A 16830-nucleotide genomic window follows, 5' to 3' on the forward strand; every position below is an offset into this window, starting at 1 on the left:
CTCATAGTCCTCCGAAGTAAGGTGTGACCAAAACGGCCAGACCGGCGGCGATCAGGATCGCCCCCATTGGTTTTGTCACGGCATGCCCGATTTGGGGTAGTTTTTCGAGCACCATGAACAATGTGGCAAGGCCCATCCACGCAAGGCTCATCACCCCGCCGACAAAGCCGAGCGCCATGAACCCCCAGCAACACCCGACACAGAATGCGCCAAGGCCAAGGCCCATGCGCAGCCCGCCCGCCAAACCGGTGCGCCAGTGGCCGAGAAAATACATCATGGGGCTATGGCACACGCCATGGCAGATTTCCTTTGCTCGGGTGAATTGGAACAGACCAACGACAAGCAGAAGAATGCCCGCAAATGTGGTGGTCTTTGCAATGCCGAGCATGTCGATAACGCCGCCATAAAGCAAGGCCAGTTGTACGCCCGAGATCAGGGCCGCAAAACCGACCCACACGAAAAGATATCCGCCGATCACGCCAAGCCACCCTGCCCGCGTGCCGTTGGCCGACACCATCAGGTCTTCGTAACTGCGCAAGGTGGGGACCAGCGTGGGCAGCATCATCGCCGCCATCATGATCGCCCACATCCAGAACAGAGGCCCGAAATTGGCCATTGGCATATACATCGGCATCCGGGGGTCCATCGCGGCCATTCGTGCGCCCATCTCGCCCGGGCGTCCCAGCAGGTCGAGGTCCATGTCCATCGACATGGAATACATCACCCACCACGCTGCCAGAATGGCGCCAAAGAACCCCAGCCAAAGGGTTGAGCGGACAAGATGCGACATAAGCCCTCCCAAAGCGTATGCGACTCAAAGCTTGCCAGATTAAATGTCAGACATTAATATGTATGACAAATGAAAATTGATCCCAACAGCCCCAAAGACCTCTCGGCCCAGATTGCCACGGCCATTCGCGACGCCATCATCGCGGGTGATCTGATCGTGGATCAGCGCCTGCCCTCTGAGGCGGAACTGGCCGATCATTTCGACGTCTCGCGCCCCACGGTGCGCGAAGCGCTCAAGCGTCTGGCCGCCCAATCCCTGATCCGCACCCAGCGTGGCGCAACCGGGGGCGCTTTCGTGAACCGTTTGCGTTTCGAAGAGGCCTATGACCAGCAGGTCACAACCTCTACCTTGTTGCTGAGTATGAACGCGGTCAGCTTCGATGTCGCCTGCGAGGCCCGCTATGCGCTGGAACGCGCCTGCGCGCCCTGTCTGCTGCGCGGCGCACACCCGATCAACTGGCCACGATGCGCGCAGAAATTCACCGCCAAAGCCAGCCCGACCTGTCGGACGAGGCGTTTTGCGCCTCTGACGTGACGCTGCACCGCGCTTTGGTGGACGGTGCGGGCAACAAGGTGCTGTCCTACCAGCTGGCCGGTGCGGTCGAAGCCATGCAGCCGCTGATGAACATGATCACCTTCACGGCCCGTTCACGTGAGGCAATCGTCGCCCTGCACACAGAACTCGCCGACGCGTTGACAGCCAAGGATGCGGCCCAGACGGATGCAACTCTTGTCAAACTTGAATCCTACACTCGGGAATTGGCGCAAAGCGTCGTCATGGCCCGTGCCAAACGAACCACAAAGAAGGAGCGCAAAACCGCCTGACCCCGCATGCCGCGTTGCATTGTGAACGTCAAAAGGGGTCCGGAACCGACACTCAGCATACGTCAGGGAGGACGATATGAATTTAAGACCAGACCCCACATTCCACCCCTCACCCAAGATGGCCATGGAGGCCCCGGTTGAAACACTCGCGTTTACGCTGATGCTCAGCCCCGATGGAACCAAGCCCGACGGCCTTGCCGTTGTTGACGTGGACCCCAATTCCGACACCTACGGCCAGATCGTGAATTCGCTGTTCGTGCCAAATCTGGGTGACGAGTTTCACCATTTCGGCTGGAACGCCTGTTCGTCATCCCTGTCGCCGCTGACTGGCCACGCCTTTCTTGAACGGCGCTATCTGATCATTCCTGGCATCCGGTCCTCGCGCATCTACATCATCGACGTCAAGGACCCGATGGACCTCAAGATCCACAAGACGATCGAGCCCGAAGAGTTGATGGCCAAAACGGGCTATTCCCGCCCCCACACCATCCATTGCGGGCCCGAAGGCATCTATGTCTCGACCCTTGGTGGCGGTGGCAAGGATGGCACAGACGGCCCTCCCGGCATCTTCATCATGGATTGCCAGACGTTCGAGATTCAGGGCCGCTACGAGATGGATCGTGGCATTCAGGACAAGCATTACGATTTCTGGTGGAACCTGCCGCGCGACTACATGGTGTCCTCAGAATGGGGCCTGCCGCCGCAATTTGAAAACGGTGTGGTGGCCGAAGACCTTTTGTCCAACAAATACGGCCACACCATCCACTTCTGGGATTTGCGCGCGCGCAAGGTGGTCAAGTCGCTGGATCTTGGCGAAAATCACCAAATGGCGCTGGAAATCCGCCCTGCCCACGATCCGGTCAAAGAATACGGGTTCTGCGGTGTGGTGGTCGACACCACCAACCTGCAAGGCGCGATCTTTACCTGGTGGCGGGACGACAATGGCGAATGGCAGGCCAAGAAAACAATCACCATTGATCCTGTCCCGGCCGAGGCCGACGACCTGCCGGACCTGCTGAAAGGCTTTGGCGCAGTACCGCCGCTGGTCACCGACATCGACCTGAGCCTTGACGACAAGTATCTTTATGTTGCGTGCTGGGGACTGGGCGAGATGCACCAATACGATGTGTCCGATCCAATGAACCCGGTCCTTGCGGGCAAGGTCGAGATTGGCGGCATCGTCAAAAAGACCAAGCATCCGAACGGCAAGGACTTTGGCTATGGGCCGCAAATGGTCGAGATCAGTCGCGATGGCAAACGGGTCTACTGGACCAACTCGCTCTATTCCACATGGGACGACCAGTTCTACCCCGGTGACCGGGGTGCGGCGATGGTGATGGCCAATGTGGGCGAAAACGGCGGGCTGACGCTGGACGAAAAGTTCTGGACCAAGTTCCCCGAAGGCTATCGCAGCCACCAGATCCGACTGGAGGGCGGCGACTGTTCGACGGACAGTTTCTGCTATCCGTCCGTCTAGATGGACCTGACGACCGCGGCGGGCCTCTGGCTCGCCGTGATCCTTTCCGGCCTTTACCACGGGCTGAACCCTGGCATGGGCTGGCCGCTTGCCGTGTCCTCGGCCCTTTTTGAGCGGCGGCGTTCAGCGCTCTGGCCTCGCGCTTGGCGCGCTCAGCCTTGGGCATTTTGCGGCCATGCTGGGCATTTTGCTGCCCTTTTCCATGATGACGCTGCTGATTGATTATGCCCGTGAAATCCGCATCGGCGCAGGTTTGGTCGTGATCGGCATGGGCCTCTACCTTGCCATCACCCGCCGCCATCCGCGCTTCCTCGCGCGTGTTCCACCGCACCGCCTCGCCTTGTGGTCCTTTCTGGTTGCTCTGGCGCATGGAGCGGCCTTGATGCTGGTGCCGATATATCTGGGCCTGTGCGCCATCGAAGAACTGGATGCGGGCCACCGCGCCGCCTCGGCGCTGATGGCGACAACTGCGCTGGCCCTCGGGGTCGCGGTGCTGCACACCGTTGCGATGATGGGATCTGGCGGCGCGCTGGCCTATGCAGTGCACCGCTGGCTGGGCCTGCAATTCCTGTCGCGCAGCTGGTTTGATCTGGAACTGATCTGGGCACTGAGCCTGATCGTGGTCGGAATTGTGGGCGTCTGGACGGCGCTTTAGTCGCCACCCGACAAAGGCCCCAATTCGACACAAACCTAGGCTGACACGCCTCACCCCCGTGCGTATGGGCAGTCTATCCCAAGAGTCTCGTTCAGCCGCGCCCACGTCACCTCTTCGAACTGTTCGGGCCAGTCCACACCCAAATCCGCTGCCCGCTTGCGTGCAAGAGGCAGGAATGCGCGCGCATAGGCCAGATGCGCGTCGATCATTGCATCGCGGGTTGGCACCGGGGGTGGCAGCGACACCAGCACATCCTTTTGCTCTTGGGTAATCAGCCGGTTGAGATGCAGCACGCCGCCCCGGTTTGGCGCGCCCGTTTCCTCGATCATCAACTCGACCAACGCATTGCGCAGATGGAACACACCCAACACCCCGTTGATGTACTCTTCCCGCCCCGCGGCCAGATGGAGCAGGCCAAGAATACGGATGAACTCCTCGATCTGGTATTTGAATTTCCTGGGGTTGGGCGGGGCTGGCGCGTGCTTTTCGTCAAGCCCCGCATATACCCCCTTGTGATCAAACAGCGGCTTTAACCCCGCCTGACTGTGATGGCCCATCTGCTCCGGTTTCAGGATGATCACATCGGTGCGCGTCCAGTCAGCGGTGATCGCATTGATCAGCACGGGCACAGTGGTGCGGTCCCACCACAGCACGATGTCACCCGTTTGGGCCACCGCGTCGCGCCACAGTGCCGCGACATCATCGCTCGCCCCTGCCCTTGCGACCATCACAAAGTCGATGTCGCTATAGGCATCCGCAAGGCCCGTGGCGTGACTGCCGCTGAGAAACAGCGCCTCGATCCCTGCCGCATCCACAAGGGCGTCCGAGATGGTTTTGATCGTCGCTTCGTGGTTCATTTCGGGGTTCGTCATAGCGATGTCAGTCATCGAAAAACCTAGGGCGCGCAGGTGAAAAAGCGAAATGGCGCGCGGTTTTAGTCCCGCACCTGACGTTGATCCACATCAAGGCCATGCGGTGCACGCCCCCCTATCGTGGTCTCAACTGCAATAAGGGAGGATGAATGATGTTTAACGCAATCGTGGTCGGGCTGGATGGCTCTCAAACATCGGAAAAAGCGTTGCGGCTGGCCTGTGATCTGGCCGGAAAATACGGCTCTGCCCTTCACCTTGTGCACACACCGCAGCCCAAGACTGTTGCCTTCGCCCTTGGCGCGGTGGCGGGCTATCACACTGCCACGACCATGCCGCACGCGGATGAGGTGCAGGCGGCAGGCGACAAAATCCTGTCTGCGGGGGCGGCCATTGCCGCCGAAACCGGTCAAGACGTCACATCCACACATCAGCAACTTGGAGACGCCGCCGATGTCATCATCGCATATGCCAATGGATGCGGGGCCGATCTGATCGTGACAGGCAGACGCGGGCTGGGGTCGGTGGGCGCATTGGTGCAGGGCAGCACAACGCAACGGGTCAATCACCTCGCCACCTGCGCCTGCCTTTCGGTCGTCTGATCCGCCAGGGTTGCGGTTCGTGGCGAGGTGTCAGGCGGGCATCTGCACAAGCATCCTTGCCGGTATGTGCTGCGCGGGCTAGCTCACCCCTCATGATAGATATCCTGAACGTGATCGCCGCCCTGTTGACCATCGGCTTTGGCCTTTTTGGCTTTGTGGCGCCGCGCTATACGGCCTCCGCGCTCGATTTGGCACCCACGGCCAGCACCATGGGGCTGAGCGAGATGCGCGCGAGCGTGGGGGGCCTGTTTGTTGCCGCAGGCGCGGCCGCGATCTGGTTGGACGCGCCCCTCGCTTATGCCATGATCGGCTTTGCCTTTGCAGGGGCCGCGGCGGGCCGTGTCGTGTCGCTGGTGTTCGACAAACCGCCCGTGCGCAAGGTTCTGGTGTTCGGCGGGATCGAAGTGGCCCTGTCCGCATGGTTTCTGTGGGCTAACCTCTGACAGAAGGCATGACGGGACGGATTCTTTCATGCTCCAAATCAGGTAAAATGAGGAATTTCTACAGTTTATCATGGGCTTGCAGGGCGACATTAAAGTTTCCGAAGGCACGCCTGGTACTAAAAAACTTTCACCAAACACTCCCACAGATTGCATCACGCGCACCGGCGGCCTATATATCAATCGTCCTTCGGGACTATGGACATAAACGCGCTCGTAATAAGCGGATCGGACCCGGGGGCGGTACCCGGCGACTCCACCAAACATCCTTTCATTTGAGGGATCATGGGGTCGAAATAGGATCGACGGACGTCTAAAGGAGTTTGCTTTGTCTCGGCTGTCTGCCACCGTTACCGGCGAAACATGTACAATTGCAAATGACAATCGTGCTCCGATGGCAGTAGCAGCGTAAGCTGTTCCTAACATCGAAAATTAAGTCCTTGCGCTTTGCAGCGTAAGGCGGGGTTCGCAGGCACCTGGCAACAGAAGCCTGCACTTCATCCTCCTTGAGCCTTTCTTAAACTCCTGTCGGTATCGTGCTGCACACGCACAGTGACAGAGGTGAGCGCCGCAATGCCGCACAAGATCCGGACCTTGCAGACCTATTTTGAAGAGATCTGGATAAAGGGCAATCTCGACATGTTGCCCAAGCTGCTTTCGCCCAATGCGCGCACGCGGGGAATCATGGGGGATATGCCCTTTGATCCCGATGAACTGTCCGAACTGGTTTCGATGGCGCACGCGCTGTTCCGCCCTGTGTCAGTGTCCTTTCCGGTGCTGATCGAACAGGACGACTGGCTGTCGGCCCTTGTCGAAATCACGAGTGTGGCCAAACATTCCAACAAGCCCATCCAGGTGTCGAACCAGATGCTGGTGCGCTTTGACGATGAACGCATGGTCGAAATACACAGCAACGTGGATGCGCTGAACCTGTTCGAACAACTTGGCCTGCTGCCGGACAATGCAATGGCTGTGATGCTGGGCGGCACGCCGCTGCGATAACTGCGGCGCATTCCAAAATGGCACTGAACAGGCGCCCAAAGCGCTGCGATTGTGCACGGTTTGCAAGCATTACTGCCACATGACAGCTATTGTTTTGCAAGGCCGAAGCAACACCGCAGCAAGATTTCTCAATTCAATCATAAATTGTTGATTGTGAGGCTGTGTCGCACTACTCATGATCGCAGAAATTCCGACTTGGGCACATTTAGCGAGGACACTATGAGCATTTTGAAGACACTTGGCCTTTCGATCGTCATTTCCGGTGTGGCAAGCCTTGCCTCCGCTGCGACGTTTTACTCTGATCTTGCTTCATTTCAGGCGGCGACAACCACGACCGTTGAAAGCTTTGAAGATCCTTATGCACTGCAACCATCATTCACCTTTGCGGACTTCACGATATCCGAGACAAACGGCGCTGTGAACCAAATCGGCGCGGGCACACCGCCGTTCTCATCGACAGGCGTCGTGTCAGGCACGGGAAACGCGCTTTATGAGGACAACGGCGCGTCGCTGTTGAACTTCAACGGCTTTTCGTCCGCCTTCACTGCCTTTGGTCTCTGGATGACGTCGACGGTCGCCACAACAGTGACGGTGTCGGGGTCGGCGGCCAGCACATTTGACCTTGTCGCCAACACGCCGCAATTCTTTGGTGTGACCGACATCGGTGGCCTTTCCAGCGTGATTTTCAGCGCCAGCGGTTCGCCCTCACTCGTCATCGTGGATGACGTCTATACCGGTACCGTCAGCGCGATCCCCCTGCCTGCGGGTGGTATCCTTTTGCTCGCGGGTCTTGGTGGCCTTGCAGCCTTGCGTCGTCGCAAAAAATCATAACGCGCCGATCAGGTGCTGTGCAGGCGGCTTCGGGCAACCGGGGCCGCTTTTTCCATTGAAGCAACAGGACTTTGCACTGCGTTCTTGTCGAAAAATGGTGCTGGGATGGGCCCTGCGCCTGATCATTTCCCGCACCCACACCCCCTTGACTTCGACGCCAAAGCAAAGATGCTCAAACCATGGGGTAGACGCGAACACCCCGTGAGGCGCCAGCCCAACGTTCGCATGTTTCCAATGCAAAGGATGCATGCTCATGGCTGCCCCAAACGAAATTACCTGCTCCCAACTTTTGCGTCTGATCGGCACGGCAGATGCGCCTGCGATTATTGATATTTCCATCGATCCCGACTTTGCCGATGACCCGTTTCTGATCCCCGGCTCGGTGCGCCACCCTCATACCGACCTTGCTGGTCTCAAGGCCCGATTGGGTGGGCGACACGCGGTGATCACCTGTCAGCGCGGCATCAAGCTGTCGCAAGGCCTGGTGGCGCGGCTGCGTGCGGACGGGTTCAGCGCCGAATATCTCAAGGGCGGGATGTATGCGTGGCGCGAAATGAAAGACATGATGCGCGTGCCCGCCGCCGCCCTGCCCGATCCGGTGGACGGCGCCACGCTTTGGGTGACTCGCCACCGCCCCAAGATCGACCGGATTGCCTGTCCCTGGCTGATCCGCCGATTTGTCGATGCGCAGGCCCGGTTTCTGTTTGTCTCGCCTGGCGAAGTGATGGGCGTGGCCGATCGCTATGGCGCGACCCCTTTTGATGTCGAGGACGTGTTCTGGAGCCATCGCGGAAGCCGCTGTACGTTCGACACGATGCTCGACGAATTTGCACTGCACTCCCCGGCCCTTGACCGGCTGGCAACCGTCATTCGCGCCGCAGACACCAACCGCCACGATCTTGCCCCCGAGGCGGCAGGCCTGCTGGCCATGTCGGTGGGTTTGTCACGTCAATACCGCGATGATCAGGACCAGTTGCAGGCTGGTCTGCCCATGTACGACGCGCTTTACCGATGGGCGCGTGATGGCGCGGACGAAGGCCATGACTGGCCGACGGGGCGCGGGCAATGACCGCCCCCAGCTTTCCAGACCTGTTCCGGGTCTTTGGGCGCATCGGTCTGCTGTCATTTGGCGGGCCCGCGGCCCAGATCGCGCTGATGCACGACGCTCTTGTCACCGGCCAGAAATGGTTGAGCGAACAGCAATTCCTGCGCGCACTGTCCTTGTGCATGTTGCTGCCAGGTCCCGAGGCGATGCAACTGGCGACCTATGCAGGCTGGCGGTTGCGCGGCACGCTTGGCGGGCTTTTGGCGGGGCTGTTGTTTGTGGTGCCGGGGGCGGTCATCATTCTTGCGCTGGCCCTGCTTTACATCCGGTTTGGGGACGTCCCATTGGTGCAGGCCGCATTCCTCGGCATCAAGGCCGCTGTCATCGTGGTTGTCCTGCAGGCCCTGCTGCGCCTCGGACAAAAGGCGCTGACCGACCGGGCCGCTTGGGGGCTGGCCGGGATCGGTTTTGTTGCCCTGTTTGTCTTTGGTCTGCCTTTTCCAGCCGTTGTCATCGCCGCAGGCCTCTATGGGTATCTTACGGCTGATTTGACGTCTGCCGCCGCGCCACCTGCCCCGGCCCGTGCGCGCACCGGCCGGATTGTCATGATCTGGGGCAGTTTGTGGGCCGCACCGGTGATTGTGTTGTGGATCGGCGCACAGGATTTCCTGCTGCAAATCGGGCTGTTCTTTTCGAAACTGGCGGTTGTCACCTTTGGCGGCGCTTACGCAGTACTGGCCTACATGACGCAAGAGGTCGTGCAGGACCACGGCTGGATCACGACCCCGCAGATGATTGATGCGCTCGGGCTGGCGGAAACCACGCCCGGCCCGCTTATTCTGGTGACGGAGTTCGTGGCACTGCTGGCCGGGTTCGCTCAGGGCGGGCTTGGGATGGCACTGGCGGCGGGGGCGCTGGCGCTGTGGGTGACGTTCGTGCCCTGTTTCCTTTGGATTTTTGCGGCAGGCCCATACCTTGATCACATTGCGGCGCGCCCGCGCCTGTCGGCGGCCCTTGGGCGGATCACCGCTGCGGTGGTCGGTGTGATCCTGAACCTGTCGATCTGGTTCGCGCTGCATGTGTTTTTTGCGCAGGTCGGCACCGCACCCGGACTTGCCCTGCCCCTGCCAGACTGGACCACGCTCAATATCTGGGCGGTTGTGCTGACCCTCATCGCCATGGGCTTGATGCTTGTGGCCAAAGTGAAACTCCTGCCCACGCTGGCTGTGATGGCGGTGGCGGGATGCGCAATTTCCCTGTCCGGTCTCACTTAATGCACGCTTTACCGCTACCGCCTCTTTTCACCGCGCGGATTTGGGATATGCTGGGGTTGTGAAGTGCGAGGACTGCCATGAGCCGCAGCATTGATTACGGCAACCTGATGCATGAGGCCATGCGTGGCCTTATCCGCAAAGTATTGACCGACGTTGCCGAGCGCGGATTGCCTGGATCGCACCATTTTTTCATCACTTTCGACACCAGCCACCCGGATGCCGAGCTCGCCGATTGGCTGAGCGACCGCTATCCCGGCGAAATGACCGTGGTGATGCAGCACTGGTATGACAAGCTGGACGTGGGAGAAGACGGGTTTGCGGTCACGCTGAATTTCGGCGACGCACCTGAACCGCTTTATGTCCCTTACGATGCCATCAAGACCTTTGTGGACCCGTCCGTGGAATTTGGCCTGCGCTTTGAAACGCAGGACGAGGAAGACGGCAGCGACGGGGCCACGGCCACGTCGCCCGACATCCTGCCGCGTCCGCCATCAGCCAAGCCAAAACCGGTCACGGATGAAGATGATGGCGATGCCCCCGCAAAGGATGCGGAAATCGTGTCACTGGACAGTTTCAGAAAGTAATTGCGGACGACCTAAGCGTCACTCGCGGGCCAGAAACGTCTCGACCGCGCGTTGAATCTGGCCGTCTCGAATGGTCTGGAATCGCAGATCAAGACCACCATCCGCAAGCGTGCGGTCATATTGCTGCATGCTGTAGCCCCCGTCGGCCCCGACAAACAGGGAATAGACGGTAAGGGTATCACCCACTATGCGCGCCCAGACATAGGGTTCGCCTTTCATCGGATCAAGCTGGACCTCGTGGCCAAACACGTTCTTGCGCTGCGCGGCGGAAAACACGGCATCCCGGTCGCTGCCCACAAAGTCAACTTCGTAGGATTTTTCGCGCACTTTCCCGTCTGCGCGATAGGTCACCGAAGTCCACTGGACCCGAAACCCGTCCTTTGTTGCCGAAATTTCAACGCTCATGTCGCGCGGGATCGTGCTGCCATCGAGTGCCTGCACTTCGGCCGATCCGCTATAGGTGCCGATAAACGCCGAGGCATCCGCGCGCGCCATCCCGACAAAGAGGGCGCAAGCCGCAGACAACGCAAACAGCGCGGTAACCAACGGATGCAGAACGGGTCTTATGGCGGTGCGGGCGGCTGGCATGATCGAGTCTCCCTGATAAGCGCACTGATTTCAATATAGTGCGGGATCGGGCAACTTTCACCACCCATTGTTTGATATCATCATCACGAACCCGATGGCCACGACCAGTATGCTTGTCTGCGCCAGCCCCGCCCGGTAAACGCAGAGGCAAGACATACGAATTGCAGCAAGGAGCCGCCCGATGGCCGACACCCGCACCGAATCCGACAGCTTTGGACCGCTCGAAGTTCCTGCCGACAAGTATTGGGGCGCACAGACTCAGCGCTCGATCATGAATTTCCCCATCGGCTGGGAAAAACAGCCTGTCGCCATCGTGCGCGCGCTGGGGGTGATCAAGCAGGCCTGCGCGATGCAGAACAAAGCGCAGGGCGATCTGGACGCGACGCTGGCGGATGCGATCATCGCCGCCGCCGCCGAAGTGGTCGCGGGCAAGTTTGACGACAACTTCCCCCTTGTGGTCTGGCAGACCGGATCGGGCACGCAATCCAACATGAACGCCAACGAGGTGATCGCGAACCGTGCCATCGAAACCCTTGGCGGCGTGATCGGGTCGAAAGACCCGGTGCACCCCAACGATCACTGCAACATGGGCCAATCCTCCAACGACACATTCCCGACGGCCATGCACATCTCGACTGCAATGACTGCCCATCAGGTATTGCTGCCGGGGCTGGAAAAGCTGCACGCCGCCCTTGAGGCCAAGGTCACGGCCTTTGACGGCATCATCAAGATCGGGCGCACCCACACGCAGGATGCCACCCCTTTGACGCTGTCACAGGAATTTGGCGGCTACGCCCATCAGGTCGCCATGGGCATTCAGCGGGTCAAGGACGCGCTGGGGCGCATCTATGAACTGGCGCAAGGCGGCACTGCCGTGGGCACGGGCCTTAACACCAAACATGGCTGGGCCGAGGCTGTGGCCGCCCATATGGCCGACATCACAGGCCTGCCCTTTGTCACGGCCCCCAACAAATTCGAAGCACTCGCGGCCCATGACGCGATGGTCGAGATGTCGGGTGCTTTGAAAACCGTCTCTGCCTCGCTGTTCAAGATCGCCAACGATATCCGCCTGCTTGGCTCTGGCCCGCGCTGCGGTCTGGGCGAATTGGTTCTGCCGGAAAACGAACCCGGCAGTTCGATCATGCCGGGCAAGGTGAACCCGACCCAATGCGAAGCACTCACCCAGGTCTGTGCGCACGTGATGGGCAATGATGCGGCCGTGGGTTTTGCCGGGTCGCAGGGGCACTTTGAATTGAATGTCTACAAACCCATGATGGCCTATAACGTGCTGCAATCCATGCAGCTTTTGGGAGATGCGGCATCCGCCTTTACCGACAATCTTGTGGTCGGCCTTGATGCGGACCGGGTGCGGATCGACAAGCTGATGCGCGAATCCCTGATGCTGGTCACGGCCCTCGCCCCCGAAATCGGCTATGACAACGCCACCAAGGTCGCCAAGACTGCGCACAAGAACGGCACGACACTGCTGGAGGAGGCCATCGCCTTGGGCTTCGTCGATGAAGAAACGTTCAACCGCGTGGTGCGCCCGGAAAACATGATCGGCCCCAAGTGAGCGACAGCCCCGTCAATCTCAACAAAGTGCGCAAGGCGCGCGCGCGTGCCGCAGACAAGGCGCAGGCCGAGGCCAACGCAGTGGCCTTTGGACGCAGCAAGGCAGAAAAGCGCAAAGCGCAGGCGGAAAAGGAGCGCACAATCCGGCTGCTTGATGGCAAGGCATTGCGCGACCGGGGTGAAGATGAGGCATGAGCGCGCGCCCGCAAAAGCATTCCCTGACGTTGAAGGGTCATCGCACCAGCGTGTCGCTGGAGCCTGAGTTCTGGCGCGCGTTCCGCGATATCGCTGCCGAAGAAGGCAAGCCAATCAACGCATTGGCGAGCGATATTGATGCAAATCGTGGTGCGGATGTGGGGCTGGCCTCGGCCATTCGTGTGTTTGTCCTGAAACGGTTGACTGCGCGGGCCGCCGATTAGCCGAACGTCGCGAGCACCGGGAACTGTTCAAGCAGCCAGAAGGAAAAGCGGGTGAACAGCCCAAACAGCATCGCCGCTCCCACCAGCAACAACAGCCCGCCCATCACCTTTTCGATCACACCCATATAGGGTTTGATCCGGTTCATGACGCCCATCGCCCGGCTCATGAACATCGCCGCAAGCAGAAACGGAATGCCCAGACCTGCCGCGTAGACACCCAGCAGGAATGTGCCACGCGTCACCGACGCCTCGGAGGCGGCAAGCGTGAGGATCGCACCCAGTTGCGGGCCGATGCAGGGTGTCCAGCCAAAGGCAAAGGCAAGGCCCAGAATGTAGGCCCCAAAGGACGACCCGCCGTGATCGCCCGCCTCCATCCGCGCCTCTTGATCGAGGAACGGGATGCGAAACACGCCCAGAAAATGCAGGCCAAAGATCATGATGATCGCGCCGGAAATCTGCGAAAACAGCACCTGGTTCATCAGGAAAAACGCGCCAAAGGCCGATGCGGCAAAGCCGAGGAACAGGAACACGGTGCTCAGGCCAAGGACAAAGAACAGCGCCGTGATCGTGGCGCGGTTGCGCCCCGAACGCCCTTCGGACATCTCGGACACGCTCATCCCCGACATATAGGCCAGATACGGTGGCACAATCGGCAGCACGCAGGGGCTCAGAAAGCTGATGATGCCCGCAAGCAGCGCGATGCTCATGGCGGGCAGAAGGCTTGCGTCGATGATGTCGATTCCGAACATAATGCCACCCCTATCCCGGCGTGTTCCCCGCGTCACGCCCCTGCGTGGTCACATGTCTGTGGACAGGCTGAAACATCGCCCCTAAGTGCAGGGTATGGACGACGCATATCACCTTGATGCAACGGGGCTGCTTTGCCCTCTGCCCGTGCTTAAAGCGCGCAAGCGCTTGCAGGCCATTGGGTCGGGCGAGGTCCTGACCGTGCAGGCTGACGATCCGGCGGCCATCGTCGATGTCCCGCATTTTTGCACCGAGGCCGGGCATACGCTGATCTCAAGCGATCTTGCAGGCGACGTGCAGACATATGTGATCCGCAAGGGCTAGGCCCTTGACGAAAAAGGGCGCCCCATCGGAGCGCCCCTGATCTCACTTACCCAGCGACCACCAGCCGCGTTTTTTCGGCTTGGGCGGCTCATCTTCGACCACCGTGTCCGCGCCGGCGCCGACAGGCTCGGGTGCGGGTGGTTCCGGCGTTGGCTCCGGCGCTGCAGGTGCGGCCTCTTCCGGTGCTGCGGCCACGGGGGCCTCTTCGGCAGCAGGTGCCTCTTGCGCAGCGGCCTTGGGTGCGCGTTTGCGCGTCCTCTTTGGCTTGGGCGCGGGTTCCGCCTCGGCCTCGGCTTCGGGGGCTTCGGTGGGGGCTGGCGCGGCGTCCGCAGGTTCAGCCGGGGCTGCCTGATCTTCAACCGGTGCCGCCTCTTCCGTCTTGGGCTTGCCAGACGATTTAGAACGCCGCGTGCGCGTTGGCTTCTTCTTGGGCGCGGGCGCGTCGCCCTCGCCTTCCGGAGCTGCTTCGGGCGCATCAGCGGTGGCGTCCGGAGTTGCCTCAGACGCTTCGGTGCTGTCGGCATCGCTGTTGGAGTCGTCAGACCCGTTGTTGTCCTGACCATTGCCCTTGCCGCGACCACGACGACGCCGACGGCGGCGACGCTTGGGCTTTTGCTCGCCGTCATCCTGTGCCGGTTCGCTGACCGGTGCAGACCCTGCGGCGGCGGGTGCCTCGTCTTCGACCACTTCTGCATCGTCCTCGTCGACCTGATCCATCAGCGATGTATCGACCGAGACGACAGCCGTCTCGACCGCTTTGACCACGCGGGTCGCAGTCTTGAACTTCTCAAGCGTGAAATCCGGGCTGATCAGATGCGGCTCACCTTCGATGCGCACGGACAGGCCATAGCGCGCCTCGATCTGGGCGATGTGTTCGCGCTTCTGGTTCATCAGGAAGTTGGCGATGCCAACGGGTGCCTTGACCAGCACCTCGCGCGACCGGCGACGCGTGCCTTCCTCTTCGATCTGGCGCAGGATGGACAGGGCCAGGTTGTCGTCCGAACGGATCAGACCGGTGCCGTGACAGGCCGAACAGGGCTGTGTCGTGGCCTCGATCATGCCGGGACGCAGGCGCTGGCGCGACATCTCCATCAGGCCAAAACCCGAAATGCGACCCACCTGAATGCGGGCACGATCCGTTTTCAGCTTGTCCTTCATCCGCTTTTCGACGGCGGCGTTGTTCTTGCGCTCGTCCATGTCGATAAAGTCGATGACGATCAGGCCCGCAAGGTCACGCAGACGCAACTGGCGGGCGACTTCTTCGGCAGCCTCAAGGTTGGTCTTGAGGGCGGTGTCCTCGATCGACCCTTCCTTGGTGGAGCGGCCGGAGTTCACGTCGATCGCCACAAGCGCCTCGGTGATGCCGATCACGATGTAACCACCGGATTTCAGCTGCACGGTCGGGTTGAACATGCCCCCAAGGTACGTTTCCACCTGATAGCGCGCGAACAGCGGCAGGCTTTCGGTGTAGAGCTTCACGTTCTTGGCATGGGACGGCATGATCATTTTCATGAAGTCCTTGGCGGTGCGATAGCCCCGCTCGCCTTCCACGAACACCTCGTCAATGTCGCGATTGTAAAGGTCGCGGATCGAGCGTTTGATCAGGTCGCCTTCTTCGTAGATCTTGGCCGGAGCGATGGATTTCAGCGTCAACTCGCGGATCTGTTCCCACAGGCGTTGCAGGTATTCGTAGTCGCGCTTGATCTCGGCTTTGGTGCGTTGGGCACCGGCGGTGCGCACGATCAGGCCCGCGCCTGTTGGCACGTCGATTTCGTTCGCGATCTCTTTCAGCTTCTTGCGGTCGGCGGCGTTGGTGATCTTGCGGGAAATGCCGCCGCCACGGGCAGTGTTGGGCATCAGCACGCAATAACGGCCGGCAAGAGACAGGTAGGTGGTCAGGGCCGCGCCCTTGTTGCCGCGCTCTTCCTTGACGACCTGCACCAGCAGGATTTGCCGCACTTTGACGACTTCCTGGATCTTGTAACGCTTGGGGCGGGGTTTGCGCGCCGGACGAATGTCTTCGCTGTCGTCATCATCGGCGACGGATTCGATGCTGTCGTCCTTGGAGGCCGCATCGGGCCCCTTCTTGACGTCATCCTCGTCCTCGTCGTCATCCTCGGATGTCGCGTCTGTCACGTCATCTGTGTCGTCCTCGGCCTCATCCGCAGCAGGCGTTTCCACCGGGGTTTCGGCCACAGTCTCCATGGGCGATGCCGCTTCGTCCGCTGGCACTTCGGCCTCGGTCTCGCCGTCGGTCTCAAGATCGATGGTCTCCATGCCGTCGATCTCTTGGGTCGCCTTGGCATCCTTGTCCTTGGCCGCGGCACTGCGCGAGCGCGAACGGCGCTTGGGCTTGGGTTTATCCTCGGCTTCGTCGCGGGCCTTCTGGGCCTCAACATACGCGCGCTCTTCCTCCATCAGCGCCTGACGGTCGGCGACGGGGATCTGATAGTAATCGGGGTGGATTTCCGAAAAGGCGAGGAAGCCATGACGGTTGCCGCCATAGTCCACAAACGCCGCCTGAAGCGACGGTTCGACCCGTGTTACTTTTGCAAGATAGATGTTGCCAGCAAGCTGGCGTTTGTTCTCGGATTCAAAGTCAAACTCCTCGACCTTGTTTCCGTCAACCACCACAACGCGTGTCTCTTCCGCGTGGGTGGCATCGATAAGCATTTTCTTAGCCATGTAAGTCCATTGCACAATCGCGCGAAACTGCCACCCGGGGGTGCCAACGATCGCGAATTGTGTCTTGTCTGGGCGATGTGCGGCACGCGGCAGCCGTGACCC

18 protein-coding genes, 1 other RNA gene and 1 pseudogene are annotated in these 16830 nt (G+C 60.3%); 15 read left to right on the forward strand and 5 right to left on the reverse strand.

Going from position 1 to position 16830, the window contains the following annotated elements:
- Position 1: 1 nt before the first annotated feature.
- Positions 2–790 (reverse strand): DUF2182 domain-containing protein, encoded by a 789-nt coding sequence (locus ACERZ8_RS15620; RefSeq protein WP_407593069.1) that lies wholly within the window; start codon positions 788–790, stop codon positions 2–4.
- A 69-nt stretch (positions 791–859) separates the two neighbouring features.
- Between ACERZ8_RS15620 and ACERZ8_RS15625 the strand changes: the two are divergent.
- From ACERZ8_RS15625 to ACERZ8_RS15635, 3 genes and pseudogenes are all read left to right on the forward strand, one after another.
- Positions 860–1614 (forward strand): annotated as a pseudogene (locus tag ACERZ8_RS15625) (FadR/GntR family transcriptional regulator).
- Positions 1615–1690: 76 nt separating this feature from the next.
- Positions 1691–3091: a selenium-binding protein SBP56-related protein gene (locus ACERZ8_RS15630; RefSeq protein WP_407593070.1), complete on the forward strand. Its 1401-nt coding sequence runs from the start codon at positions 1691–1693 to the stop codon at positions 3089–3091.
- 109 nt (positions 3092–3200) lie between these two features.
- Positions 3201–3746 carry a hypothetical protein gene (locus ACERZ8_RS15635; protein WP_407593071.1) on the forward strand — a complete coding sequence of 182 codons (546 nt, stop codon included), beginning with the start codon at positions 3201–3203 and terminating at the stop codon, positions 3744–3746.
- A gap of 50 nt (positions 3747–3796) precedes the next feature.
- Here the strand turns inward: ACERZ8_RS15635 and ACERZ8_RS15640 are convergent, their stop codons facing one another.
- Positions 3797–4633, reverse strand: coding sequence for a nucleotidyltransferase domain-containing protein (locus ACERZ8_RS15640; protein WP_407593072.1), 837 nt, complete (start codon positions 4631–4633; stop codon positions 3797–3799).
- A 134-nt stretch (positions 4634–4767) separates the two neighbouring features.
- Here ACERZ8_RS15640 and ACERZ8_RS15645 point away from each other — a divergent pair, with 134 nt between their 5' ends.
- The 8 genes from ACERZ8_RS15645 to ACERZ8_RS15680 all read left to right on the forward strand — a co-directional run bounded on the left by ACERZ8_RS15645 (position 4768) and on the right by ACERZ8_RS15680 (position 10393).
- A complete protein-coding gene (locus ACERZ8_RS15645; RefSeq protein ID WP_407593073.1) occupies positions 4768–5217 on the forward strand; it encodes a universal stress protein in 450 nt (149 codons plus the stop codon).
- A gap of 92 nt (positions 5218–5309) precedes the next feature.
- Positions 5310–5660: a DUF4345 family protein gene (locus ACERZ8_RS15650; RefSeq protein ID WP_407593074.1), complete on the forward strand. Its 351-nt coding sequence runs from the start codon at positions 5310–5312 to the stop codon at positions 5658–5660.
- Positions 5661–5803: 143 nt separating this feature from the next.
- Positions 5804–6154: a transfer-messenger RNA gene (gene ssrA, locus ACERZ8_RS15655) on the forward strand.
- 76 nt (positions 6155–6230) lie between these two features.
- Positions 6231–6659, forward strand: a complete 429-nt coding sequence (locus ACERZ8_RS15660; RefSeq protein ID WP_407593075.1) for an ester cyclase — start codon at positions 6231–6233, stop codon at positions 6657–6659.
- A gap of 219 nt (positions 6660–6878) precedes the next feature.
- Entirely contained in the window at positions 6879–7490 is a 612-nt protein-coding gene (locus ACERZ8_RS15665; protein WP_407593076.1) for a VPLPA-CTERM sorting domain-containing protein, read from the forward strand.
- Between the two features lie 253 nt (positions 7491–7743).
- On the forward strand, positions 7744–8559 hold the full coding sequence (locus ACERZ8_RS15670; RefSeq protein ID WP_407593077.1) for a chromate resistance protein ChrB domain-containing protein: 816 nt from the start codon (positions 7744–7746) through the stop codon (positions 8557–8559).
- Entirely contained in the window at positions 8556–9809 is a 1254-nt protein-coding gene (chrA, locus tag ACERZ8_RS15675) for a chromate efflux transporter (RefSeq protein ID WP_407593078.1), read from the forward strand. The genes ACERZ8_RS15670 and chrA overlap by 4 nt, the downstream gene beginning before the upstream one ends.
- A gap of 77 nt (positions 9810–9886) precedes the next feature.
- Positions 9887–10393, forward strand: coding sequence for an SspB family protein (locus tag ACERZ8_RS15680; protein WP_407593079.1), 507 nt, complete (start codon positions 9887–9889; stop codon positions 10391–10393).
- An 18-nt stretch (positions 10394–10411) separates the two neighbouring features.
- Here ACERZ8_RS15680 and ACERZ8_RS15685 read toward each other — a convergent pair whose 3' ends face one another.
- Positions 10412–10981 (reverse strand): hypothetical protein, encoded by a 570-nt coding sequence (locus ACERZ8_RS15685; RefSeq protein WP_407593080.1) that lies wholly within the window; start codon positions 10979–10981, stop codon positions 10412–10414.
- Between the two features lie 181 nt (positions 10982–11162).
- Between ACERZ8_RS15685 and fumC the strand changes: the two genes are divergently transcribed.
- From fumC to ACERZ8_RS15700, 3 genes are read left to right on the forward strand one after another with little or no spacing between them, the layout of a single operon-like run.
- On the forward strand, positions 11163–12554 hold the full coding sequence (gene fumC, locus ACERZ8_RS15690; protein WP_407593081.1) for a class II fumarate hydratase: 1392 nt from the start codon (positions 11163–11165) through the stop codon (positions 12552–12554).
- Positions 12551–12748 carry a DUF4169 family protein gene (locus ACERZ8_RS15695; protein WP_407593083.1) on the forward strand — a complete coding sequence of 66 codons (198 nt, stop codon included), beginning with the start codon at positions 12551–12553 and terminating at the stop codon, positions 12746–12748. Before fumC ends, ACERZ8_RS15695 begins: the two co-directional genes overlap by 4 nt.
- Positions 12745–12972, forward strand: a complete 228-nt coding sequence (locus ACERZ8_RS15700; protein ID WP_407593084.1) for a ribbon-helix-helix domain-containing protein — start codon at positions 12745–12747, stop codon at positions 12970–12972. The genes ACERZ8_RS15695 and ACERZ8_RS15700 overlap by 4 nt, the downstream gene beginning before the upstream one ends.
- On the opposite strand, the gene ACERZ8_RS15705 is transcribed toward ACERZ8_RS15700, so the two are convergent.
- The gene (locus ACERZ8_RS15705) at positions 12969–13721 is read right to left on the reverse strand and encodes a cytochrome c biogenesis CcdA family protein (RefSeq protein WP_407593085.1); all 753 of its coding nucleotides are present in this window, start codon (positions 13719–13721) and stop codon (positions 12969–12971) included. The two genes, ACERZ8_RS15700 and ACERZ8_RS15705, sit on opposite strands and share 4 nt — an antisense overlap.
- A gap of 94 nt (positions 13722–13815) precedes the next feature.
- Here ACERZ8_RS15705 and ACERZ8_RS15710 point away from each other — a divergent pair, with 94 nt between their 5' ends.
- Entirely contained in the window at positions 13816–14043 is a 228-nt protein-coding gene (locus tag ACERZ8_RS15710) for a sulfurtransferase TusA family protein (RefSeq protein ID WP_407593086.1), read from the forward strand.
- Between the two features lie 42 nt (positions 14044–14085).
- Here ACERZ8_RS15710 and ACERZ8_RS15715 read toward each other — a convergent pair whose 3' ends face one another.
- Positions 14086–16728 (reverse strand): Rne/Rng family ribonuclease, encoded by a 2643-nt coding sequence (locus ACERZ8_RS15715; protein WP_407593087.1) that lies wholly within the window; start codon positions 16726–16728, stop codon positions 14086–14088.
- Between the last annotated feature and the right edge of the window lie 102 nt (positions 16729–16830).

Source organism: Tateyamaria armeniaca (assembly GCF_045797845.1).
GTDB lineage: Bacteria > Pseudomonadota > Alphaproteobacteria > Rhodobacterales > Rhodobacteraceae > Tateyamaria > Tateyamaria armeniaca.